At 44.0% G+C, this 25,169-nt stretch carries 13 protein-coding genes; 9 read left to right on the forward strand and 4 right to left on the reverse strand.

Annotation, left to right across the window (positions count from 1 at the left end):
- The first annotated feature begins 10 nt into the window (after positions 1-10).
- From KRP56_02690 to KRP56_02710, 5 genes are all read left to right on the forward strand, one after another.
- On the forward strand, positions 11-370 hold the full coding sequence (locus KRP56_02690) for a hypothetical protein (protein UAL08171.1): 360 nt from the start codon (positions 11-13) through the stop codon (positions 368-370).
- Positions 340-3,843 (forward strand): hypothetical protein, encoded by a 3,504-nt coding sequence (locus tag KRP56_02695; protein ID UAL08172.1) that lies wholly within the window; start codon positions 340-342, stop codon positions 3,841-3,843. The genes KRP56_02690 and KRP56_02695 overlap by 31 nt, the downstream gene beginning before the upstream one ends.
- 184 nt (positions 3,844-4,027) lie before the next feature.
- On the forward strand, positions 4,028-6,709 hold the full coding sequence (locus KRP56_02700) for a hypothetical protein (GenBank protein ID UAL08173.1): 2,682 nt from the start codon (positions 4,028-4,030) through the stop codon (positions 6,707-6,709).
- Between the two features lie 162 nt (positions 6,710-6,871).
- Positions 6,872-8,686, forward strand: coding sequence for an ATP-binding cassette domain-containing protein (locus KRP56_02705; GenBank protein UAL08174.1), 1,815 nt, complete (start codon positions 6,872-6,874; stop codon positions 8,684-8,686).
- Positions 8,687-8,783: 97 nt separating this feature from the next.
- On the forward strand, positions 8,784-10,511 hold the full coding sequence (locus KRP56_02710) for a cation:proton antiporter (protein ID UAL08175.1): 1,728 nt from the start codon (positions 8,784-8,786) through the stop codon (positions 10,509-10,511).
- 82 nt (positions 10,512-10,593) lie between these two features.
- Here the strand turns inward: KRP56_02710 and nifV are convergent, their stop codons facing one another.
- Together nifV and KRP56_02720 are read right to left on the reverse strand one after the other, a co-directional pair.
- Positions 10,594-11,781, reverse strand: a complete 1,188-nt coding sequence (gene nifV, locus KRP56_02715; protein ID UAL08176.1) for a homocitrate synthase — start codon at positions 11,779-11,781, stop codon at positions 10,594-10,596.
- A 141-nt stretch (positions 11,782-11,922) separates the two neighbouring features.
- Positions 11,923-12,960, reverse strand: coding sequence for an mRNA surveillance protein pelota (locus KRP56_02720; GenBank protein UAL08177.1), 1,038 nt, complete (start codon positions 12,958-12,960; stop codon positions 11,923-11,925).
- Between the two features lie 187 nt (positions 12,961-13,147).
- On the opposite strand from KRP56_02720, the gene carA reads away from it, so the two are divergent.
- Together carA and carB are read left to right on the forward strand one after the other, a co-directional pair.
- Positions 13,148-14,233, forward strand: coding sequence for a glutamine-hydrolyzing carbamoyl-phosphate synthase small subunit (gene carA, locus KRP56_02725; GenBank protein ID UAL08178.1), 1,086 nt, complete (start codon positions 13,148-13,150; stop codon positions 14,231-14,233).
- A complete protein-coding gene (carB, locus tag KRP56_02730; protein ID UAL08179.1) occupies positions 14,230-17,439 on the forward strand; it encodes a carbamoyl-phosphate synthase large subunit in 3,210 nt (1,069 codons plus the stop codon). The genes carA and carB overlap by 4 nt, the downstream gene beginning before the upstream one ends.
- Before the next feature lie 84 nt (positions 17,440-17,523).
- On the opposite strand, the gene KRP56_02735 is transcribed toward carB, so the two are convergent.
- On the reverse strand, positions 17,524-18,993 hold the full coding sequence (locus tag KRP56_02735) for a leucine-rich repeat domain-containing protein (protein UAL08180.1): 1,470 nt from the start codon (positions 18,991-18,993) through the stop codon (positions 17,524-17,526).
- A gap of 347 nt (positions 18,994-19,340) precedes the next feature.
- Between KRP56_02735 and KRP56_02740 the strand changes: the two genes are divergently transcribed.
- Positions 19,341-22,196 carry an InlB B-repeat-containing protein gene (locus KRP56_02740; GenBank protein ID UAL08181.1) on the forward strand — a complete coding sequence of 952 codons (2,856 nt, stop codon included), beginning with the start codon at positions 19,341-19,343 and terminating at the stop codon, positions 22,194-22,196.
- A 238-nt stretch (positions 22,197-22,434) separates the two neighbouring features.
- Here KRP56_02740 and KRP56_02745 read toward each other — a convergent pair whose 3' ends face one another.
- Positions 22,435-23,565 carry a hypothetical protein gene (locus KRP56_02745; GenBank protein ID UAL08182.1) on the reverse strand — a complete coding sequence of 377 codons (1,131 nt, stop codon included), beginning with the start codon at positions 23,563-23,565 and terminating at the stop codon, positions 22,435-22,437.
- Between the two features lie 179 nt (positions 23,566-23,744).
- Here KRP56_02745 and KRP56_02750 point away from each other — a divergent pair, with 179 nt between their 5' ends.
- On the forward strand, positions 23,745-25,151 hold the full coding sequence (locus KRP56_02750; GenBank protein UAL08183.1) for an alanine:cation symporter family protein: 1,407 nt from the start codon (positions 23,745-23,747) through the stop codon (positions 25,149-25,151).
- Positions 25,152-25,169: the final 18 nt, after the last annotated feature.

Below are 25,169 nucleotides of genomic sequence, written 5' to 3' on the forward strand. Positions count from 1 at the left end.
ATGGTCAGGTATGCGTGCCTCTACGCCGACGGTACGCCGTGTTCGCACGGTCAAAGGAGATTGGTTGGGAAAAGACTGGGATAGGATGGATCAAGGTCGTTTCGGTACTTTGAGTGCCGTAGATGTGTTCCGTTCATATTTTGGTCATTTTGTCAATTATAATCCTTTGGAAGATACCTTAGGATGTGGAGGAAGGGACACTACATTGCCGTTGTCCTCGGTGCTGTGCCGAACGGTCGGATGTCGTTGCGCATGCGGAGGGGTGTGTAGAGGGTCCACGGACCCTGTACGCGCATCTTCGCGAGCGTGGTGCAAAGATCGGGATGGAGAGCATCTAGGATGGATACGGCAGGGGATGATTCCAAGATGAAAATGAAAATGAACAAAAATAAGACTATGCTCGCACTCATTGTCGTCGCGGCACTTGCACTCTGCTCTGTAGCAGTTGTTGCAAATGAAAGCGATGATAGCAGCGCGGCAGGCACCTCTACTATTGATGCCCAGTATGTAAGTACTCAGGAAATCAACAGTAACACAGGTGCTGTAAACTATGAAGTGCGTGTACCCTTTGATTACAAAGGCACACTTCAGATGAATGCAGATTACGAAGTTGTATTTACCATAACTTCAGATGCAAATTATTCAGGAACAATTAGTTTCGGAACATATGATCCCGCAACAGGAATATACATACCTGTCGCAGTGATTACACTTGATGGAGTAAGCAGTGCAACTATTACGTTCACAACCACTGGAGTGAACCACACAACTATCTCTGACTTAGCTGTGATAGAGACCATTCCTGGAACGAACAGCACAGCATCCACATCTGGAACAATCACTATATCTGAAGGATCTGTACAGCTTGGAGATAGCGCATATTTCAGCGGAACTGTCGTTGCTGACGAGTCAAAACTCGTATCAGTTAACACATATGGTACAGTTTTGTCATCCGATGACCTCATTTACGGAGGAATAACCGAAGGTATTCAGCTGTATTACAATACAGATGACAAAGCGTATGAGCTTGTTGACGGAGAGCTTACTATTTACGGAACAGCTACAATGAACAGCTTTACCGTTACTAGTGGAGAACTTATTGTTGATTCTGATGCAATTGTTACAATGCCTGCAGATTCTGCGACATATACAATAGATGATGATTTCGTTCTTACAGTAGTCGGAGCTTCAAATGGCGATCTTGTTGATGGTGCGATATATGATGCATACGGCGAAGAAATTGCGTCGGTGTCAGGCATATCTTTAACCGGTGATGAAGTTACATTCACGCTCACCGATGGACGTGTATTAGACATGAGTGGCACATACACAATGCAGCTTCTTATGATGTATACAGACTCTGGTGTTACTACGTACTACATGTACAATGGTGTTGTTACATTCTCTGTATCTAAGATAACCTCGACTACTACTTATCAGGCAAAGATTATAGTGTCTGGTTCTTCATCATATTCTACTGCAACTGTTAACAGTGGTAGCATAGTGATTGGATCTAAGGACATCGCAGGAACCAGTATAGATTCGTATAGCATAGCATACAATGTCAATACGTATAAACTTGTACAGGCAGTTGTTGGCAATTCAAATGGTGGATCAGATTCAACACTTTCTGGATATATAACGTTTGATACAAGTGTTGGGGATGACCAGACAATAATGGTTGTGCTTATGAATAAGACCACAGGAGCATATGTTGTATTCTATGGCCTTACAGACCTTGGAGTAACTGACTTTGCGATATATTACAACAGTAGCACCGTAAAGGCAGCTAGCATGTCTGTAACAACTTCGAGTTCATCTAGTATCATAGGACAGATTTATTCAAATGCACAAGTTGCAGTAAGTACATCGAATCTTGATATAGATGACAATAAAGTCTATACGCTCGAAGTAGACGATCAGTTGACCGTTGATGGAACATTGAATGCAATGTATTCATCTGATTCTTCCTGCAGTATTATCGATAATAACGGTAATATCGATGTTACAGGTATCATAATGTATCAGGTCGAAAAGAATGGTACATATTCTGTACAAATCAACGATACTATTAATGCAGTTGCATACATGGTCGCTGCAGCAAGCACATCTACACAGACATATGATTCATACTATTACACAACACTCACTAACGCAATGGCGAACGCTTCTAACATTTATGTATACGGAGAAGTAGTCGTACTCGAGAATACAACTCTAACAGGTACGCCTGTCGGTACATCTACATCACCTAACACAATAACTGTTGTTGGAGATTTGATCATTGGGGACAACGATGAAGATTCATTAGTCACAGCAATTGTTACAGTACCTTCGACCTCTAAATTGGTCACAACAGGTACAGTCGTTGTTGAGAACGGACAATTAAAGATTGCAGGACTCACATCTGATTCTGGTTATAATGTAATCGCGGATGTGTTCATGGTAGATACTGGATATGGTGTGTACACAGACCTTGCGACAGCTCTGGGACTTGCTTCTAGCGGTGACACCGTAACAGTACGTAACTCGGGCGACATAATACTCGCTAATAGTTCGACCATTGCATCAGGTGTGACACTTGATGCATTGTCTAATACTATTATCATCAATGCTGGTGTAACATTTACTGTTTCTGGTGTAATGAAGGTCTACGCAATTGAGATTGATCCTGCAAAGGCAGCCACGAGTACAACTTCTGCAAAGGCAGCCGGTGTCCTTGTCTTTGACAACTATGACAGTAACACCAATATTACTATTGGAATACTTACTGAAGGTACAGTGACATTTACTACGAACTTTGACAATACTGGTACAAGTGATAATGTATTCGATATTGGAATAATAGTAGTGAACAGTACAACTAAGGCAACATCTGCTGTATTTAATTTCAACGGTAATGTTAATCTCAGCGCAGTTTGGACATCTGATCTTTCCTCTGGAAAGGGATATGTTACCCTTAATGTGCCTGGAACACTTACCACAGAGAATGATATGAATTCTTCAGACCTTTACGCGATAGCAAACGTCTCAGGAACTCTCACAGCAGAAGCAATACTTGGTGTCAGCGAACTTACTGTCACAGGTAGTGTTTTACTTGCAAATGACATGGATTCTTCATGCTACGTATACGCTGATGTGAGTCTGGTTGTAGGAACAGCATCAACAACTGCCACAGCAACCACGAACAATGCAAAGGCTACAGTCGTAATAGGTGGATATGCCATTGTGTACGGAACACCTGCGACAGATGCCGTATCTATATACAATGATACTGGTGTTTTGGTTACATCGACAACTGCATACTATTTGAATACAGACGTTCTCTACGCTACAGCATATAGTGTTGATAGCTACAAGATTACAACAGTATCTAACCCTGTAATCACGGGCCAGGTATTCTACGGATGGTATGAGGAAGCAACATTCCAGACATTGGTTATCAACGATACAATTGGTAGCCTTGACAGTGTCTACGGAAAGCTTGTCACACAGACAATATCCATAACCCTGACGTATGTGCAGAATGGATACTGGATGGTCAACGGCAATGTATACGCAGGTAACACTGTAACCATCGACTGGGCAAGCAGTTATAGCATCTCGTTCGTAGCCGACAGCGGTTACGAGTTGAAGGACTACGCTGTATACGTGAACGGCAGTGCTATGCCATTAGGCTACACTCCGACCGCAGGCGATGTCCTCACGTTCAATGGTACCGTCGAAGCAAAGACGATATCCGAGGATACCAGCATGGAGATAACAACGATTCTCCTGATCATTATCACAATCGTGATCATAATCATGGCAATCGTCATTGTCCTTAGACTGATGAGAAGCTGATCTGTGAAAGTAGTGAGATGGAATCATCCTTGAACAGAATATAAACCGGGGCGAAAGCCCCTTCTTAATTACTTTTAATATTGTCTCTTTTAAATAGTGTAAGAATAAAGGTGCATGTGATTCTTAGCATCTCTTTTACAATTAAATACTTACAAATTATATACTAAATATCTCGCATCCTGAGATGGTCCATATGATTTTGATGAAGAAAAAGAAAAGTATTGTGATTTTAACAATATTGATGGCAGCAGTCCTGTCATTCACTGTATTGTCAGTGCATGACGATGAGCGGTCTTCGGATGGTGCCGTCGTGGTCGATACATTGAAGATTGTCAAAGGGGAGACACAGAATTTGGATGTCGATATAACCAACTCCCTTATTGTTGAAGGGACATATTCAGGTACTGTTGAACTTGTGTCCAGTAGTAGCACAGTATACTCCAAACTTACATTTTCTACTGTATCTGGATTTGAACTTTATGTTAATTCAGGCGATCCCTATATCATCGGAGATATAACCGGCGGTTCAACAACATATTTCACGATAATCTCAGGATCGGTTACGTTAGGAAATGATAACGATACATTCACAGGTTATGTACATGGCGGTGATGGTTCCATAGGTTTTAATGGAATTATAGGTACTGTAGTTACCATTTATGGGTCCGATATAGTATTATCAGGAGAAACCAATGGATATTCTGATATTGGGTTCTCTGTGATATCATCCGTTACAGTCACATCATCGAATACATATACCAGTGATGAAGATGTTACTGTATCCGGTATACTCAGCAATGAATTGTTGAGTAACAGCATAGCAGTCACAGAGAGATCGGATGGATCATATCTTCTGATTGGTAGTCTTGCATACATAGATAGGAATGGTTCCTCATCAATAGGCACATTTTTCGATTTGATCGTTGGAGATAAGAATGATTGTACACATGCTGTGATCATAGGAACATCTCAAGAGGTTGTCACATCTAATGATATCATTGCATTAGGAGGAGGAAAATATCTCGTGTGTCTTTCATCCAGTGTATCATCGATGGATATCGGCGGCGTGACAGTGAATTTTTCAGGATTGAGTATGGCTTCGGAAGGTAACAAAGTTACGCCTTCCCTTACTGGTGTGACTGCCAAGATATCTCTGAGCGGGAATGTGACAATAGAAGATCTGATTGTTGGTCCAAGTGTTAATATGGTGGTCCAAGATGGGGCATTCGTGTCAACCACTTCCTCATCTGATCTAACAATTGAGGGAAGTCTTTCTGTGATCGGCACTGCGGATTTCACCTTCATATCCACATTTTCAACGAATTCTGAGATAGGGGACGGAACAATATCTGTGACTGGTGTATTGATGGCAACCACCGGCGCATCCAGTGATGTGAATATACATTCCATGTATTATGTATCCGGATTCGATCGTGTATACGCTTCCTTAGCATATGTTCTGGAGAACGGTAACGGACATGTTTACGTTTCAAATTCTTACATCATAAATTCTTCTACGACCATATCATCATCGACGATTCTAGACAACTCAGGGACATTGTATCTTTCAGAGGCTGTCACATTGACCAACAATGGTTCAATCATCAATGACGGAGGGGTCATCATATCCGATTCCAGCCAATTCTATAATGTCAACGGAACATTGGACAACAACAGTTTCATCATGGCATATGGATTGTTCACCAATAAAGGCTCATTTTCAACCAAGTTTTATGCGGACGTCAGTTATTACAACAATACGACCACGAAATTCGCCAGTATACCCGTGATGTTGGAGAATGCATCTTCAGGCGATAGTCTGATCCTTAGGAGAAATGTGACAATGACCACTGATTCCACACTTTTGAGCGGGGTCACATTGTCAACCAATAACTGGAAATTAACAGTGGTGGATGGAGTAATATTCAATGTATACGGTACAATGAACGTAATAAGTGATACAGACGTGAATGGTGTGATGATCGTTTCCGGTACAACGAATGTTGGTATTGGCTGTACACTGTACGTGTCTGGAACACTGTCTGTATCCGGGATATTGAATGTCAGTGGGAATGTATCTGCGGATACAGTGATACTTACTGGTACAACTACGATCACTGGAAACATGACCGTTACCAATGTCATAAAGGTTGGAAAGGACCCCTCATCCCTTCCGTATGACAATCAAACCTTCATAGACGGGGGGATATCGTTGGCAGACGGAGCCATGGCAATAGTGTATGGTGATGCTTCCAATTTCGACCCATTGGATGTTTTCAGATATACAGAGTACACGGTATTCACAATATCCGATGATACATATGCTTACGAGTACGCATCTTCGAGTGAGGTTAAGCTGGATCTCTTGGTACCTAAGATAAGCGGTATTGGTTTCGCTCAATGGTTGGACGTAAACGGCAACAGTATAACTGGCATTCATTATGTCGGTGATTACGGTATCCTCATAGCAGATACGACCACAGAGACCTTTGATGTCACATTGACCTATAATGAAGGTATCATTTGGATAGTGGATGGTTATGATGTACAGCAAGGAGGAGGACAAGTGACTATTCCTTATGGGGAGCATTATGTCGAGATACAGGTGGTCGAGGGATATACTGGAAGTCCCGTAATCTGGTTGACGATAGGTCTTAGCACTGTCCAAATATCTCCTGGTGAGGATATAATGATCATACAGGACTGTACGTTCAAGGTCACAGGTATATACAAGAGCGGAGGAACATCCCAGGACAACAGCCTTGTAACAATATTATCGATAGTAATTGTGATAACAATCGCGCTTATCGCAGTCATGTTAGTCCTTCTGATGAGGAAGAATAAGAATAAAGATAAGTCTCAGTGAAATATTTTAAAAACATTTTCCTTTTTATTCTAATAAAAAACTAGACCACTCTGTATGAATCACAATGTGTTCTTCATCGCATTAGTAATATTGGGTAGTATGAATTCAGAATCACCACAGATAATCAGTGAGTATCAAATATACTAATACCATGTCCGTGACATGCTCTTCAAGGCACAGGCAATATCCAAGTCATTCGGACCGGCAAAGGTCCTCAAGGATGTCAATATACAGATTGACGAAGGTGCCAGCATAGGTCTCATTGGTGTTAACGGTGCAGGGAAGAGCACATTTCTTAAGATACTCCTAGGTCAGGAGAAACCTGATACGGGAGAACTAATTGTAAATACGAATCGTGTAGGTTATCTGGAACAGTTCGCAGAATCTTCTCCTGACGTTACCGTAAGGGACGTTCTCGGTCGCCCTTACGGCCATATAGAGAACATCCGTAAAAGGATGAGAGAGATCGAGGAACTGATGGCCTCCGGTGCAGAGATGGATTGGAATTCCATAGCATCAGAATACTCTCAATTGGAGAAGGATATAGCACAGAGCGATATGAAGGATGAGAAGAATCTCATCAAAGCATTGAAGAAAGTAGGTCTCTCAGAGGAGATGATGGACCGTTCCATGGAATCTCTCTCCGGAGGAGAGAGGACCAAGGTTATGCTCTCACGCATACTTGTTCAGGCTGACGAGTGCGACATACTCATAATGGATGAACCCACGTCCCATCTCGATATCGATACCGTCGAATGGTTGGAGGATTATCTTTTGAAGACACATTGTTCTGTCCTCGTCATTAGCCATGACAGATATTTCCTTGACAAGATAGCCACTCGTATGGTCGAGATAGACCACGGCAACACGAGGGAATATAAAGGGAATTATACTGATTTCATCACCAAGAAGATGCTTGACCTCGACCGCATGGAAAAGGAGTACAAGAAGTACTCGGCACAGAAGAGGAAGCAGGAGGAGATCGCAGATCAACTCCATAGGGACCAGTGGTACCTGACCACTCATAAGACCCGCGAGAAACTCATCGCCAAGATGGAAGAGAAGGAAAAACCCGATAAGAACAAGGAGATAACGGTCAAGATACAGGCGGCTCCCAAGTCTGGTAAGAATGTCATCACGACCAAAGATCTTTCTGTAGAATTGGGAGGAAAGATCATACTGGAACATGTGGATCTGGACATCCATAAGGGCGATAAGATCGGTATGTTCGGCGGGAACGGTCAAGGAAAATCGACATTGATAAAGGCGATATTGGAAGAGATACCGTGCAAAGGAGAACTTTGGGTCGCCCCTGGGGCCAAGATAGGTTATTATTCCCAGCATCACGACGGTCTCGATCTCAGATTGACGGCAGAGGAACAGCTGCTGATGATAATAGGGAAGGATAGGAGAGGCGATGCAAGACAGATGCTCGCAAGGATGCTCTTGATGGGGGAGGATGTCGAGAAACCCATGAAGATGCTGTCAGGTGGACAGAGGGCCCGCGTAGCTCTCTGCTTGATGCTTCTGGAGGAGACTAACCTTCTCATATTGGACGAGCCCACCAATTATCTGGACATTCCTGCCAAGCATGCGGTCGAGGAAGCATTGACCGAATATGACGGCACGATAATGGTGGTCACCCACGACAGATATTTCCTAGATACAGTGTGCAACAAGACCATTGAGGTCAAGAATAAGTCGGCCATCATGCGTCCAGGAACATATTCCGAGGCTAAAGGCAGGCCCAACGTCAAGGAAGTGGTCATGGATGCTGATGAGTACAGAGTGATATCGCCTTTTACAAATTGGACTCTAGGAAGGAAATTTGTCAAGGGAGATCGCGTACTTATCACTCCCGCCGAGGTTGCGAGTTATCAATGGGCTCTGGATCAAGATAAACTTAAAAAGACAGGTGGACGTCAGAGAAAGAAGGTTCAAGTTTCTGATGAAGATGAAGATGCAGACGATGAATGAGGCCATTGTTCGATTGTGCTGAATATTTGTTTTTTGTTATTGATTCAATACCTTTTTTTACTATTAGCGTAATTATCGTCGGGGGCGCCAGAGAAGAATGGAAGAGTTAGTTTTGCTTTTGAACATGACGTTGATTCTTTCTCTAGCTGCCGTTTGTACTGTTATATTTAAAAAACTAAAAATGCCGACGATCATTGGTTATCTCGCGGCGGGAATAATTTTAGCTAGTTATTGGGCCACCCAGTCAGAGGATACACAACTTATTGTCACTATACTTGCCGATCTGGGTCTAGTATTCCTTATGTTCTGTATTGGCCTGGAACTTAACATCAAAAAGCTCCGTAAGTCCGGAATGTTCGCACTCATGGTGGTGATGATCCAGGTACCAATAATGATCTTCGGCGGGTACATCTTCGGAATGATGATGGGATGGGATTCCCTCCAATGCATATTCTTCGGTGCGATAATATCAGGTTCGAGTACTGCTGTCGTCACTGCCGTACTTGCAGAATCCGATAAGCTCAGCAGGGAAGATGCAGAGACAATAATCCTCATAACTGTAATTGAGGATGTGGCACAGGTATTGATCCTGTCCATGACATCTCCTTTGCTCGTAGGTTCTTCTATGAGTCTAGGCTCTGCCATGTGGATGCTGCTGATCATAGCAATATTCATGGCAGGTTCCATGGTGTTAGGATTGATCTTCATACCGAAGATCCTCGACTGGATCGGTGAAAAGATGCCAGAAGAGGTATTGCTGGTATCTGCACTGGCCATGTGTTTTGCATTGGCGTTATTATCTGTGTATGTGGGAATGTCCATGGCCATCGGTGCATTCCTCATGGGAGTCATAGTTTCGCAGTCGCATACTGCCAAGTCTATTGAGCACGACGTTGTTCCGATGAGGGATATCTTCATGGCGATGTTCTTCATATCTATAGGGCTGAAGATATTCCCTGGCAGTATAATACAGAATATAGGATTGATAGTGCTTTTTGTCATCGTATATGGATTCTTGAAGACTTTGAGTGTGTTCATCGCATATTTCATTGGCAACAAGTCGATGCGTTTGGGATTCATATCGTCCGTGAGTCTTGTGGCCATGGGTGAGTTTGCGTTCATCATATCTAAAGAGGCTTATGATGCAGGAGTCATCTCTCAAGATATCTACACATCCGTCATAGGTGCGGCCCTTCTATCGATGGTATTATTGCCGATATTCTCGAAATATTCCAACACAATATGCGACAAAGTCGAGGAGTATAGCCCAAGCTTTCTCTATAATATATTCAGGAAGGCTGAGAAGTTCAGAAGTGACCAATATGCTAAGATGGCCTTGTCTTCTAAGGTCACGGCAGCTAAGTTCAAGAGGAATTTGACATTAGCATACTTGGAGATATTGATACTCGCGATCCTACTCCTTGTGTTCTACGTTACAACACCTGGCATGGCGCAGTTCCTGTACGATGCCGTGGAATCATTCACGTACAACGATTGTTACACGCTGATACTCATGATGGAGTTCATAGCCCTCATGTTGCCTCTGTATCTGATCGTTAAGAATGTCAAATTTGCAGAGAAGGTTATGCTTGATATGGAAAGAAGGGCCGTCACCATAGGAATGGGGGATCTTGACAGCAGGGTATCCAGATTTTACAAGGAGATGGTCAAGGTCAACACATGGATGATAGTGTTCTTCATCGATTTCCTGTTCTTGTTCATAATCCCGACCAATGTGGACTTCTTGACACACGTGTTCGTTGTAATGTTCGGTGCAGGATGCATAATATTCATCTATTTCATCAAATACTGGAGAAGGAACTGAGGCTCTGTCATTTCGGTATTGTTTTTCTCAGTAGATCAATATTAAAAATGGTGTTGGACGGTCGTTTAGACCGTAAAAAGTTTCAGAATTCTTTTTCATCATCGAACGGGTCGTCGCCTGTTTTTAGATTATTGTAGATGACGACAAGTTCGTCCTCGGATATGCTGCGGTGAAGTTTCACTGCATATCTTCTGACCCAATCAAGGAGAGTTATGGCATCCTCGTCGCTGAGGGCTATTCCTCTTTCTTTGAGCTTGGTTACTAAAGTGTTCCTTCCGGAATGCTTCCCGATGACGATCTTCCTCTCGAGTCCCATCTCTTCGGGGTCGTAAGGCTCGTAGTTCTTTGCGTCCTTGATGATGCCGTCCGCATGTATTCCTGCTTCGTGAGCGAAGCAGTTGGTGCCTAGGAAGGGCTTGGAGACTGGTATCGGCCTGTTGGCGGCTACAGAGACGAACTCTGCTAACGGCTTGAGTTTCAAAGGTTCTATTCCGAAGTCCTTTCCGTAAAGGTGCTTAGCAGCCATCACGACCTCTTCGAGCGGTGCGTTACCGGATCTCTCTCCGATTCCCATGACAGTAGTACTGGCGAATTTGGCTCCCGCCATCATACCAGCCAAGCAGTTGGCCGTTGCCATCCCGAAATCGTCGTGGGTGTGCATCTCGACATCGATACCTACGGTGTCGATGATCTTCTTCACTCTTTCGTAACAATTGAACGGGGTCTCCCTTCCGATGGTGTCGCAGTATCTGAACCTGTCAGCGCCCGCATCCTTTGCGGCCTGAGCGAACTGTATGAGGAAATCTATGTCCGCACGGGAGGCGTCCTCTCCGTTGCATGAGACATACAATCCGTGTTCTTTCGCATGTTCTACACTAGTGACGACCTTCTCAAGGACCCATTCTCTGCTCTTTTTGAGCTTGTGTTCGATATGGATGTCAGAGGAGGACATCGAAATAGCGACGGAGTCGACTTCGCATTCGATACTTGTGTCGATGTCGTGTATATCTGCTCTGTTCCATCCCAGGATAGAGGCATTCAGTCCCATGTGGGCGATGTGCCTTACAGCCTTCTTTTCGTCGGAACCCATAGTGGGGATACCGGCTTCGATCTGCTGTACGCCTGCTTCGTCCATAAGTTGGGCGATTCTGTATTTCTCCACATTAGAGAATACGATGCCCGCGGTTTGCTCTCCGTCCCTAAGGGTGGTATCGCAAGCCACGAGCTCATATTTGTTCAGGATCTTGTTGACCTCATTGTAGCTTTTCATTTATATTCCTCATTTTTAGTCCCTGGCGGGACCGAAAACGTTCTCACAAACTAAACAGACCTTATTGTTAAATATCATTCTTAAACGTTTTCCTGAAAACAGTGTTCAATTGTCTAGTGAGTCTTCTTATACTGTGGTCAATCAGACCTTATAGCGTAAAATAGCACCCATTCCCCCTAGTGCGGCAAGTTCTCTTCCGCCGTCGTGTTGTTCCGAGACAACTATTATATTCCCTTTTTGGGATTCGACGGCCCTCACTATGTGATCTAGGTCCTGTACCCTTAGTTTGGAATCCAATATCAGGAGCGTTTCCACGGCTCCGGATTGTGCGGCATTCTCTATCTCCTTGGGTCCGTATGTAGCGAGACCGTCCTTTCCGATCTCCGCCATGAGCTTCTCCACAGCTTCCATCTCTGCTCCGACAGCTGATTCCCGGAGTATATCGGCACCCATGCCTGTCTTTATGAGTTCGTTCACTCCGGCCATTCCGCATTGACCGGTGTGATAGACATGCACGCTTTTGAATTCCGGAAGATTGAGTCTTTTAAGGTCATCTATCAGGGATTCCTTCTCGAATCCGGGACCGAGCAATACCAATGGCATGTTCGGTTCCATCAAAGGTTTTACTTTGTCAATGATCTCGCCATGGTAGTTGTCGATCTTTCCTTTCTCTTCATATTGTTTTCCGGACCTTCCGGAACGTAGAGTGGTCACTTCCTTCAGTCCGTATTGTCTCAATACAGCTATCGTCGCATCGTCTTGATCTAGAGATATGAAGACTATCCGTGGTTTCTTAGTATCGTTCACGGCCCTGTCTAATCTCTCGAGCTGTGTCTCCCTCCAGCGATCTTTCTTTATTGTAAGATTATCTCCTATCTCGAATATGAGAGTGTGATGTTGTCCGATATCCTGAGGTCCCGTTTCTATGATGCCTAGGATCCTCAGTCTGAGGTCGTCCTCCGAGAATTCGACCTTTTCTGTGCGTATGCCAAGCGTCATCCGCTTCTTTTCCATTTTCTCCGCTCTGATCTTGTCAGCGGATTTCTCCTCTCTTCGGGTGGTGGATGCAGTGACAAGGTCCCCTGTTTCTATGACGTTGTACAGGTGCCACATGTCCTCATCGGCCTCAAGCATCAAAGAGATGCTGCCAGTTCCTGGATCCTTCCCGAGAATGCGCATGTCAGTACTAATGGCATCAACCGATAATAACATTCACATTTGCTTCGATTTTCTGCCGTCAGCACACTGTTTTATAAACCTCAGTACAAAATAAGAGGGGTTGTCTAATTCTAGACATCGATTCTGATGGGTTGTTCTGAACAAACCCAATCCATTAAATACATTCCCCAACTTAGAATTATTCTCAATGGCACGCAGTTATTTGGTCCTTGAGGACGGGAGCATATACGAAGGAGAGCCCTTCGGATATCAGACTCCCGCATTCGGTGAGGTAGTATTCTCAACCGGAATGTGTGGTTATCAGGAAAGTTTAACAGATCCTTCGTTCCAGGGGCAGATACTCGTTATGACCTATCCTTTGATCGGTAATTACGGTATCAGCGACGCATTCTATCAGTCAGAGTCGATACATGCTCGCGCACTTGTCGTCAGGGAATACTGCAAGGAACCTTCCAAGATGTACGGCGGTAGGACACTCGACGACTTCCTTAAAAAATTCAAGATACCCGGCATATCGGGCATAGACACCAGGGACCTGGTCATAAAGATCAGAACGATGGGAACCCTGAAAGGTGCCATCACTCAGGATAAGGACGGCATCGAAGCCCTGATAAAAGAGCTCAAGAGGATGCCTGCGCCTTCCGAGAGCAACCTCGTCGGAGAGGTCTCCTGCAAGGAGATAAAGAAATGCGGCACCAATAAAGCGATCACAGTAGGCCTTTTGGATTGCGGAGAGAAATCAGGTATCCTGAGAGACCTTTCATCCAGGTACAATGTGGTGGTGTTCCCTTACGACACTCCGGCCGACGTCATTGTAGAGTCAAAAGTGAAAGGGGTGCTCCTTTCCAATGGACCCGGGGACCCGGCTCACCCTGCCATACTTAACACCACGGCAAAGACCGTCAGAGATCTATCCACACAGCTTCCGCTCTTCGGTATATGCTTCGGCAACCAGGTCGTGGCGCTTGCTCTGGGAGGGAACACATACAAATTGAAGTTCGGTCACCGCGGATGCAACCAGCCTGTCAAGTACGAGGGCAGAGTGTACATAACATCCCAGAACCACGGATTTGCGGTGGACGAAAATAGTCTGGAAGGTACCGGACTTGTTGTAGACCAGGTGAACGTGAACGATAAGACCGTAGAAGGTTTGAAACACACCGACCTCCCTATATTCACTGCTCAGTATCATCCGGAGGCGTCGCCAGGTCCATGGGACACATCGTTCCTGTTCGATAGATTCGGAAAGGTCATCAAGGAGGGACATCTGTGAGAAAGGATTACAAGAAGCTCATGGTCATAGGTTCTGGACCGATAATCATCGGACAGGCTGCAGAGTTCGATTTCTCTGGAACACAGGCATGCCGTTCTCTTCGTGAGGAGGGTTACAAGACGGTACTTGTTAACTCTAATCCTGCGACCATTCAGACGGATGCCGACACAGCAGACAGCGTTTATATAGAGCCGCTTCAGGCCGATATTGTGGTCAAGATCATAGAGAAAGAAGGTGTCGATGGAATAGTATCCGGTATGGGTGGACAAACCGCTTTGAACATCTGTTCAGAATTGGCAGAGTCAGGAGAACTGGCTAGACTCGGAGTGAAACTCGTAGGTACCCAGCCCGACGCTATCGAGATGTCGGAGGATCGTGACCTCTTCAAGAAGACGATGGAGAGGATCGGGGAGCCAGTCCCTCTGAGCAGAAGTGTTCATACGATACAGGAGGCATTGGAGGCTGTCAAGGTCATAGGAAAGTACCCTGTCCTTGTGCGTCCTGCCTTTACCCTTGGAGGTACCGGAGGAGGTATCGCATACAGCGAGGGAGAGCTCATGGAGATATGTGCCAGAGGTCTGGCTTATTCCCGTATCCATCAGGTCCTCATCGAGGAGAGCGTCCTTGGATGGAAGGAATTGGAATACGAGGTAATGAGGGATTCCGTGGACAATTGCATCATCGTGTGTAACATGGAGAACCTCGATGCGATGGGGATACACACTGGCGAATCCATAGTTGTGGCACCTTTGCTCACGATATCGGACAGGGACCATCAACGTCTAAGGACAGCTTCACTGAAGATAATCCGTGCCCTCGGAATAGAGGGAGGATGCAATGTGCAGTACGCATTGAATCCTGAGAACAGCGAATACAGGGTCATCGAGGTCAATCCCCGTGTGTCACGTTCATCTGCACTTGCATCCAAGGCGACCGGATATCCGATTGCACGTGTCGCAACGAAGATCGCCGTAGGATACACACTTGACGAGATACCGAACAAGATCACAGGAACTACATATGCGGCGTTTGAACCTGCCCTTGATTATGTGGTGGTCAAGATACCCCGCTGGCCATTTGACAAGTTCCGCACTGTCGACAGACACCTCGGTACCCAGATGAAGTCCACCGGAGAGATGATGTCCATAGGACGTACATTCGAGGAGGCACTGCTCAAAGGACTCAGGTCTTTGGAGATCGGCGTAAAAGGTCTCGACCGTATCGAGATGAGTGACGAGGAGCTCATGGACGAGCTCAAACATGCCACGGATAGGCGCATCTTCGCCATAGGAGAGGCCATCAGGAAAGGATGGAGGATCGAGAAGATAGCGGAGCTCGCCCAGTGGGATGAGTTCTTCGTAAGGAAGCTAAAGAATATCATTGACATGGAGAACAGACTTGCCAAAGAGGAACTCACAAAGGACCTCATGGAGAGTGCCAAACGCATGGGATTTTCCGATGATACTATCGGCGACCTAGTAAAGAAGAACTGCATGGAGGTCCGTAAGATCAGGAAGAGCATGGGAATTGTCCCAGTCTACAAAATGGTGGACACATGTGCGGCTGAGTTCAAAGCAGAGACACCATACTTCTATTCAACATACGCAAAGAGCAGCGAGGCTGTGAAGCACACGGGTAAGAAGAAGGTCGTGCTGATTGGCAGTGGTCCGATAAGGATCGGCCAAGGAATAGAGTTCGACTATTGTTGCGTCCATGGTGTGATGGCCCTTCAGGAAGAAGGTGTCGATGCCATTATAATCAACAATAATCCAGAGACAGTATCGACAGATTACGATATATCGGATCGTCTTTATTTCGACCCGCTGGATCTCGAAGATGTATTGAATGTCATAGAGGCCGAGGATGCCGATGGAGTGATATGCCAGTACGGCGGACAGACCAGTGTCAATCTCGCGGTCGATCTGGAGAAAGCATTGGTTGGAACGAAGACCAAGATACTCGGTACCTCGCCGGACCAGATGGATGTCGCAGAGGACAGGAGAAGGTTCTCAAAGCTAATGGACGACCTTGGAATAAGACAGCCCAGGTCGGGTACTGGTTATTCTTTCGAGGAGGCCAAGGCCATAGCGGAGGAGATCGGATACCCTGTCTTAGTAAGACCTTCCTATGTATTGGGAGGCCGTGCCATGGAGATAGTATATTCCACTGAGGAATTGAAGATCTACGTGGCCACCGCCGTCAAAGTATCCAGGCATCACCCCATATTGATCGATAAATATCTGACGGAAGCGATAGAGATCGATATCGATGCGGTGTGCGATCAGACCGATGTGTACATCGGTGGCATAATGGAGCATGTGGAATATGCAGGATGTCACTCCGGAGATGCGACTATGGTCCTTCCTCCGTTCACATTGGGAAGGGACATCATCGACAAGATGGTGGACATAACCAAACAGGTCGCGCTGGCACTTAAGATCAAAGGTCTGATGAACCTGCAGCTTGCTGTGAAAGGTAACGAGGTCTACATGATAGAGGCCAATCCAAGAGCTTCACGTACTGTGCCTTTCATATCCAAAGCAACAGGGATACCTCTTGCGAAGATCGGTGTCAAGCTCATGTTGGGAAAGACCTTGAAGGACTTCGGACTTTCAGGATATAGGCCGATAGACCATTTCGCTGTCAAGGCATCTGTGTTCCCATTCCTGAAATTACCCGGTGTCGATTCCATTCTCACTCCCGAGATGAAGTCCACCGGAGAGGTAATGGGTATCGACGAGGACTTCGACATAGCATGTTACAAAGCGCTCACCGCCGCAGGCAACTGTCTTCCTACCGAGGGTGGAGTCTATATCACGGTCAACAACGCAGATAAGGAGCGCGTTCTGCCAATCGCGAAGGAACTCATACAGATGGGATTCACCATATATGCCACAAAGGGAACTTCAACATACCTTAGGGAGCATGGTGTGGAGACCATGACCGTCTTCAAGATAGACGATAACATGAGTCCAAATGCGATAGGATTGATGAGAGCAGACAAGATCAACCTTGTCATCAATACCCCATCGGAGAAGTCGGGACCTGTCCGTGACGGTCACAAGATGCGCAGACTCGCCGTTGAGTTGGAGATACCGTTCCTCACCACGATACAGGGTGCCGATGCAGCTGTCGGTGCCATCAAGGTCGCGAGAGACAAGAAGTTCTCCGTCAAGTCGACGAAGGAGTTCCATCTTCTCAGGTAAATCTTTTAATTCTTTATCATTAAAATATCACTCCACTCGGGAAATCTCGAGTGGAGTTTTTATGGTATTTATGGAGCAGTGTCCTCATCTTCTTTTCATATATGCCCAAGCCGCCAGTACCAGAAGTATGATGATAACCGCCACAATTATTATTACAATATAGGATTGGTCCTCATCGTTCCCATCATAGGATGAGTTAATGGTCACCGATGTTTTACTGCTGTATGTAGAGTCGAAATCATCAGACGAAAGTGATGTATCTATCGTCAGACCTGTTTCACATTGAGTATCGAAACAGTATGTGCCCAATGACATGCTCGAGGTCCTTTCGATATATATGTAGCTGAGGAGTGAGCAGTATTGGAAGGCATAATCCCCAATGGAATCGACACTGTTTGGTATAGTGATCGAAGTCAGAGAGTAACCGTATTCGAATGCATAATCTCCTATCGTCTCAACACTATCTGGAATCGTGATCGATGTCAAAGCATAGCATTTGCAGAAAGTGTACTCTCCTATCGATTCAATATCATCTGACAGGGTGATCGATGTAAGTGAATAACACTTGTAGAACGCGCGGTCCCCTATGGATTCAACACTATCTGGAATCGTAATGGATATCAGAGCAGAGCACGTACAGAAAGCATATTCTCCGATCGTTTCCGTATTGCTTGAGATGGTTATCGATGTAAGTGCAGAGCAGTTGAAGAATGCATAATCCCCTATGGATTCAACGCTATCTGGAATTGTTATTGTTGTGAGTGAGGAGCAATTGTAGAATGTGCTGTCTCCGATGGCCTCAATATTATCCGATAAGGTTATTGATATGAGTGAAGAACAGCTATAGAATGCATAATCCCCAATGGATTCAACGCTGTCGGGTATCGTTATGGATGTGAGTGAGGAGCAGTTGCTGAAAGCATAGTCTCCGATCGATGTGACACTATCAGGTATCGTTATGGATGTGAGTGCAGAGCAATTATAGAACGCATAACTTCTTATTGATTCGATATTGGCAGATAATGTTATCGTTTTAAGTGCGGAACAGCCTTGAAAAGTGAATTTTTCGATGGATGTGACGTTGTCAGGTATAGTGATCGATGTAAGTGCAGAGCAATTATAGAACGCATAATTTCCTATGGATTCAACATTGTCAGATATCGTTATCGATGTTAAGCTGGAACAATTGTAGAACGCGCGGTCCCCTATGGCGATCACAGTGTAAGTGACGCCATCGTAGCTCACAGTTGAAGGTATCGTCAAGGTAACGCTCGTGGACGTATCGATGGCAGCACTGTAACCGTTACCTACCTGGACCGTAGCTTCAGAGTCAGATATGATGTAGTATGTGACCTCTATCCCACCGGTCGTCACTGTAAATGTCGTGTCTGCTGCAGCAGAGTCGTTCGTATCGTTCAAAACAGTTACGGCCATTATGATGCACATCACGATAGATACGATCGCCAGTATCATCGACAAATGTCCATGTCTGTGTGTTTTGACATGATCGGAATTCAATTTTGAATCTTCTTTGTTTTTTTGGTTTGAATCCATGCGGTCATCACCATTGACTTCGTGGCCGTCTAGAAATTAGAATTATTTAATGATATTCGTTAAATTATATTCATATATCAATATAATTTGAAATCATATATCAATGAGTCGTCAAATTATCATTTGTAATTGTTTAATCACCTAATGAATTAAATAAAAGATTTTTGTGTGTTTGCATTTTATTTTTGATTGTAAAAGTTGTCGTTATTCAGTTTTTATCCTTATCAGATAATATACTGATTTCAATCAAAAATAATGATATATTTAAATACGCTAAAGAATCAGCTTAAATAAAAGGTGTTGTTATTGTATCTTGTTTCAATTATCGATTGATAGGAGAATTATATTTGAAAACACGCATTATATCAGGTACGTTCGTATTTGTGATAATCACATTCAGCTTATTTGCAGCGGTCGTTTCTTCACCCGTTTCTGCTGAAGTCGATTATGGATCGACAGATTCGAAAGTACTTGAAAACCCAAACGTCGTGATAAGAGGAACGTCAGACTCAGATGAAACGACCGTGGCTACTTTGTTGAACACATTGACTTTTTCAGACAATGTTAGTCATTGGTACATAGTTTATCCAGATTTAGCATCGGCAACAACAGATGGTGTAGCTGCTGGGCAAGTGATATCCGTCACATATGAGGGTAATATGTATTCTAGTGTCACCGTATTCGTAGGCAATCAGTTTGATGGGACAGGCGGAATCAGTACTATAATAGCGGACAATACTACTATATTTTTCAAGCCTGGGGATTATTCAGTATCAGCGGGATGCGCTTCTACCGGTTATTTTTCTTTTAATAATCTATCCTTAATTGGATTGGGAGCCACCTCAGATTTAGTGGAATTCGACATGGGATATTATTCATATGGAGGTACGGATTACAACCTCCGCAATATACTGTGGAGTAATTTTTACGCCTCAAATATAACTTTTAATGCTCAAGATCGCAGCATGTTCTACAAGAGTACGGGTCAACATTATTTTCATATGACCGGTCAGTCAAATAATGTTTTTAATAATGTAGTCATTACCAATCTTAATCTTGTCAGTAGTAGTGCTGAGAATAATAGAAATGTTGCAATCAATGTATTGAATTCAGATTATATAATATTCAATAATGTTACATTGGAAGATTGGACATCAATATCGGGGTGTGGGCCAATTCAGGTGAATAACTCATCATCAAATGTCTATTTCAACAATCTCACTCTGAATAATGTGCATGATACCCAAGGATTCATCAAGGTGGAGGATGGAACTAGTGGCAATCCTCTTACTGTTACTTCAATTTTTATTACTGGAACCTTATCATTTGTTGGTATGACAGAAATTGAGAAGACGATCTTTGTGGAGAGTTATTATTATGATACTGTGGCATTTCCAAGTAGTCTCTACAGGTATGCACAGGTAAACAATCAGAACGGGTCTTTTAATCCTTCAATCCCTTATATCTTATTGTCAACTACTTTGCCTGACTCCATAGAGGGATATGCGATATTCGATCTCAAAGATAATACATTCATTGTAAAGGATGGAGATACTTTGATTACGCAGGAACAGCAGATCCAGAATATAGTGGATGCCGTTGCATTCATTCAAATGATCAAAGGCATGACCGTTGCTACGTCATATAATGTAAAATACTGTGTCGGAGAAAGTTTGGGGACGATCACTCTTCCAGAGGTCGCGACTTCAATTTCAAATTACGATGGATATTGGGAGAATATGGGATTGAACATAATACCGGTTAGTGCGATAGATAATGTTATAACGACAAAAGAGGTAGTCGTATTCAATTCTGGTTCATCAATTTCTCTTCCTGCGAGCAATAATAGGTACACTTTGTTCAACATAGATTTCAACGAGGTAGAGGGGTGCACTCTGCAGGAGGTCATCGAAGGGGTAACGCCATTGTCTTCTGCGTTAGATCCATACGAGTATCTTTATGGGACCTCCAATGGTCTGACATATACGGAGTACAGCTCTTCCAAATCACCTCTCGTTCCCAATGCAACAGACGAGACATTTCAGAGTTGCGTTTTTACATCTTTGGTCAACAACATAGAGATAAGCAGTGCCTCTCTTACATGGTATGTAGGTGATGAAAAATACCTTACTGCCACTTTGACTGATACAAATGATAATTCTTTTACCTATGGGAGTATAACTCAAGAGGATCTTAACAAAGATACTGCTAATGATGAAGTACCCATCATCAAATGGTTCTCTACAGATACTTCTGTTGCTACTGTTGATATGGATACGGGGAAGGTAACCGCCGTAGGTATAGGAACAGTTACAATAGTTGCCAAGGCCGCTGACGAGTATAATGATGGGGAGATAGAAAAGCCATGGGCCGCATATACTTTAGTTTCAAATCCAGGAACATATACGGTAACATTCGATTCTAATGGGGGTATTGCGGCCGATCCGACTACAATTCAAGTTACATACGGTTCTCAATATGGTACTTTGGCCACCACATCAAGGGAAGGATATACTTTTGATGGATGGTATACAACTGTATCCGGCGGTACTAAAATAGAAGCATCTTCGATAGTTAACATAACATATCCTACTACGCTGTTCGCGGTCTGGACACTTAATGATTACACCGTGACCCTGATCTATGACAGTGAGTTCATATCCGTCGACGGGGTCCCGTCAGGTGGGATCGTCTCCGCAGGTGACGGCATATCCGTCTCTGTCACGGGGAGCATCCTCGTCGAAGAGGTCTATGTTACGGTCACCATGGGCGGGAACACGGTCGACGTATTCCAGTATTCGAGCGGTTCCCTCACTGCAGGCACGGTATCGATAGATCACGTCACGGGAGACGTCACCATCACTGTGGATTACAAAGAAGTCCAGATCGTATCGCCATCCTCCGAAAAGAGCTTCTCGTGGTGGATACTCATCGCAATCGTCCTGATATTGCTATTAGTATTCTTCCTGTTCTACAGAAGAAGGAAAGTAGTATTCGAGAACGACAGCGTTACCGTCACCATCGACGGGAACCCGATCGACAGTGGATCGAAGATACGCAAAGGGGACATACTGACGATCCAGATCAAAGCGAATGGGTACAGATATACAGTGTCCAACGCCACTGGTTCTGATGGAACATACACTGTGGACGGAAGAAGAGGAAACGTCGTCATAACCTCGGAAATAGATACTGTCCAGTGATACCGTTCGGTCTTTGAAACCTTTTAAAACCTTAACTCTGCAAACAGGGAATATATTCATTCCTAATTTTGCGGAGTTAAGGTTGATAAATAATTTTTTAAAAAAATCAGATAAAATAAAATATGAGTCAATTTTCTCATATGGTGCTATAAGTTTCGGATTCAATCTTCATTCATAGAAAGTCAACATATCTGGTGACATGTAGTTTATCAATTATCAATATAGAATTTTTGCGAGTTTAGATATTGGTCGCATTAACTCCTTTTATTTTTCTCAATCTTATAGTGAATATTGTCATTCCTAGTGATATCATTGTTATTGACATCAACACCATCGTGAAAAGGATCATTGTACTGTCGAATACCCCTGGTATTAGAAGGTTAATCCCGAATAATATTGCGGTCATACTGGTGACAGTAATTCTTAATTTGACCTTTTGAATCTCTTTTTCTCTCATCACAAGCATCTTCAATAGTCTAATTCCCTCTACTAGATTCAAAAGACCTAGTGTGTAGGACATTACTGAATGAAGAACATCAGATGGCACGATCACAGCTATCATGCTTATGGTCATGCAGATGATACCTATGATCACAGCTAAGTTCGACCTTCCGATATTTCCAAACGGAGAATCCCCATCGGATATCAATCTCAATGCCAGTATCATGAGGAAGACTGCCATCATTCCTCTTAGTGATATCTTTATGTTTCCGGCGGTGACCATCATGACCACGATAGCTATTACGTTGCATAGCATGACGATTCCCGTAAAGAACAGTATTAGAGACATGATAGGGAATTCATCTTTTTTGTGAATAGGAAAATTAGTTCTTGTATATGCCATGCCCGTCATCGTCAGACCCATGGCGACCATTACGATCGAGTAAGGAAGGCAATCTTCGAAGTCAAAGATATTTGCCATATCAAATATCATGAAGATCAATAGTAGGCCAAATATCATGCAAAGGGACCTCAGGACGATCCCATTTTTCTCGCGTCCCCTTATTGCCCATACGATGCACATCGCGGAGTAGATGGCCAGTATGATCATTGTTATGACTTGTATCAATTCTGTGAAAGCATAAGGTAGAAGCAGATCGAACACTCCGATAATGATACCTATCGAACCAAGTATGGATAGGTGGATGGAGCGGCGGTATGTTCCGAACGGAGTATCACCGCTCATTATCCTCAGCGATATTAGCAGGATCAGTAATCCTTCGACAGAATCAACATCATCACTACCAATATTGTATTGATGGAATCCATAGGTGCCTGCGATCAGGAACAGAAGTCCCATTAGATACATGAGTATCCTTTCGCTAGGGATGGTTGACGTTCTCGTTAGTTTGTCAATGACATCATTCAATCTGAGAACGCTCCTTGTAACATTAGAGTATGATCTCTATTTGAATTTAATGTGAGTGCACATCTTTTTGTGAAGCAGGACCTTGTTTGGGAATCAAATGAAGGTCAAGTTTAAATGCACTCAAAGCGTCTTTAATTCGCAGTTTGAAAGGTTGTGTAATAATTACTGTTCTCGAAAATTTGGATTCATTCATCAATAATTACATAGACCAATATTTGTGGTATGTAGCTTTTGTATTGTTGGTCGGTTTTGGGATATATTTCACGATCAAACTGAAAGGTGTCCAGATCTTCAAGCTGAGAGAAGAGAATCGATTGGCATTCAAGGCAGATAAGAGTGAAAAGGGCAAGGCCATCTCTTCTTTCGAAGCATTCTGCATAGGTCTGGGTGCACGTGTTGGAATAGGGAACATCGCAGGTGTGGCAACGGCCATAATGCTCGGTGGGCCTGGAGCCATATTCTGGATGTGGACATTTGCTATAATAGGTGCAGCCAGCAGTTTCATGGAATGCACTCTTGGACAGATGTTCAAAGAGAAACACGGCGAGTTCGGTTTTATCGGCGGACCTGCATATTACATAACGAACGGACTTAAAAAACCTAAATTTGCGGTATTTATGGCCATGATAACAATATGTGCATATTGTGGCATAGCAGGTGTCGAATCTGCAAATGCGACCGATGCGTTCATCGGAGCGTTTGATTTCAATTATGCTGCCTTGATATTTGCGATATTGCTTGCTCTTGTTGCGGGCATCGTTATATTCGGCGGTATAGGTCGTGTAGCCAGAGCATCATACTATATTGTGCCTCAGATGGCATTATTGTGGATGGTCATAGCTTTTGTAACAGTGATCATAAACTTCACGGCCTTGCCCGGGGTATTACATGCCATAATCGCAGGGGCATTCAATCTTGATGCTGCAGTAGGTGCGACGATAGGTACTGCATTGATGTGGGGGTTGAGAAGAGGGGTCTTCTCCAACGAGGCAGGAGTGGGTTCGATACCGAACGTTTCGTCTGCAGCTTATGTGAAACATCCGGTAAAGCAGGGCCTAGTGCAATCTTTGGGTGTTTTCATCGATACATTGGTTGTCTGTTCCGGTACAGCATTCATTATTCTCACATACGGTGATTACTCATCCTTAGGTCTTACTGGTGCGCCTCTGGTACAGAGCATCCTCAGTGCAGGTTTCTTGGGTGTTGCAGCACCAGCCATACTTGCGTTCTTTATGACGATATTTGCTTTTACAAATCTTATTGCATGCTATTCAATAACTGAGACCAATGTGAAATTCATATCCAAAAAGAACAGGTATCTGGTTTACATGCGTATCGTCACTGTATTCGTGGTCTTCGTATCGTGTTTGCTTCCTCTCAGCCTTGTATGGGATGTTTGCGATGTATTCATGGCCTGCATGGGCATATTCAATATCATCGCAGTCATGTTGTTGTCCAAATATGCATTTGCTGCTTACAAAGATTACAGGGATCAAGTGAGTGCCGGTGTGAAAGACCCCATATTCAGAAAGAGTTCACTCGGAGATATGGACAAGAGCGGTATAACGACGTGGGGAGACGATTGAAGATAGAGTAACATCCGG

Origin of the sequence: Candidatus Methanogranum gryphiswaldense (assembly GCA_019262145.1) — an archaeon.
Lineage (GTDB): Archaea > Thermoplasmatota > Thermoplasmata > Methanomassiliicoccales > Methanomethylophilaceae > Methanogranum > Methanogranum gryphiswaldense.

What these genes read in the sequence shown, in the direction of transcription:
- KRP56_02690 (UAL08171.1), top strand. Translation starts at nt 11, where the DNA reads ATGCGTGCCTCTACGCCGACGGTACGCCGTGTTCGCACGGTCAAAGGA.
- KRP56_02695 (UAL08172.1), top strand. Translation starts at nt 340, where the DNA reads ATGGATACGGCAGGGGATGATTCCAAGATGAAAATGAAAATGAACAAA.
- KRP56_02700 (UAL08173.1), top strand. Translation starts at nt 4,028, where the DNA reads ATGGTCCATATGATTTTGATGAAGAAAAAGAAAAGTATTGTGATTTTA.
- KRP56_02705 (UAL08174.1), top strand. Translation starts at nt 6,872, where the DNA reads ATGCTCTTCAAGGCACAGGCAATATCCAAGTCATTCGGACCGGCAAAG.
- KRP56_02710 (UAL08175.1), top strand. Translation starts at nt 8,784, where the DNA reads ATGGAAGAGTTAGTTTTGCTTTTGAACATGACGTTGATTCTTTCTCTA.
- nifV (UAL08176.1), bottom strand. Translation starts at nt 11,781, where the DNA reads ATGAAAAGCTACAATGAGGTCAACAAGATCCTGAACAAATATGAGCTC.
- KRP56_02720 (UAL08177.1), bottom strand. Translation starts at nt 12,960, where the DNA reads ATGCGCATTCTCGGGAAGGATCCAGGAACTGGCAGCATCTCTTTGATG.
- carA (UAL08178.1), top strand. Translation starts at nt 13,148, where the DNA reads ATGGCACGCAGTTATTTGGTCCTTGAGGACGGGAGCATATACGAAGGA.
- KRP56_02735 (UAL08180.1), bottom strand. Translation starts at nt 18,993, where the DNA reads ATGGATTCAAACCAAAAAAACAAAGAAGATTCAAAATTGAATTCCGAT.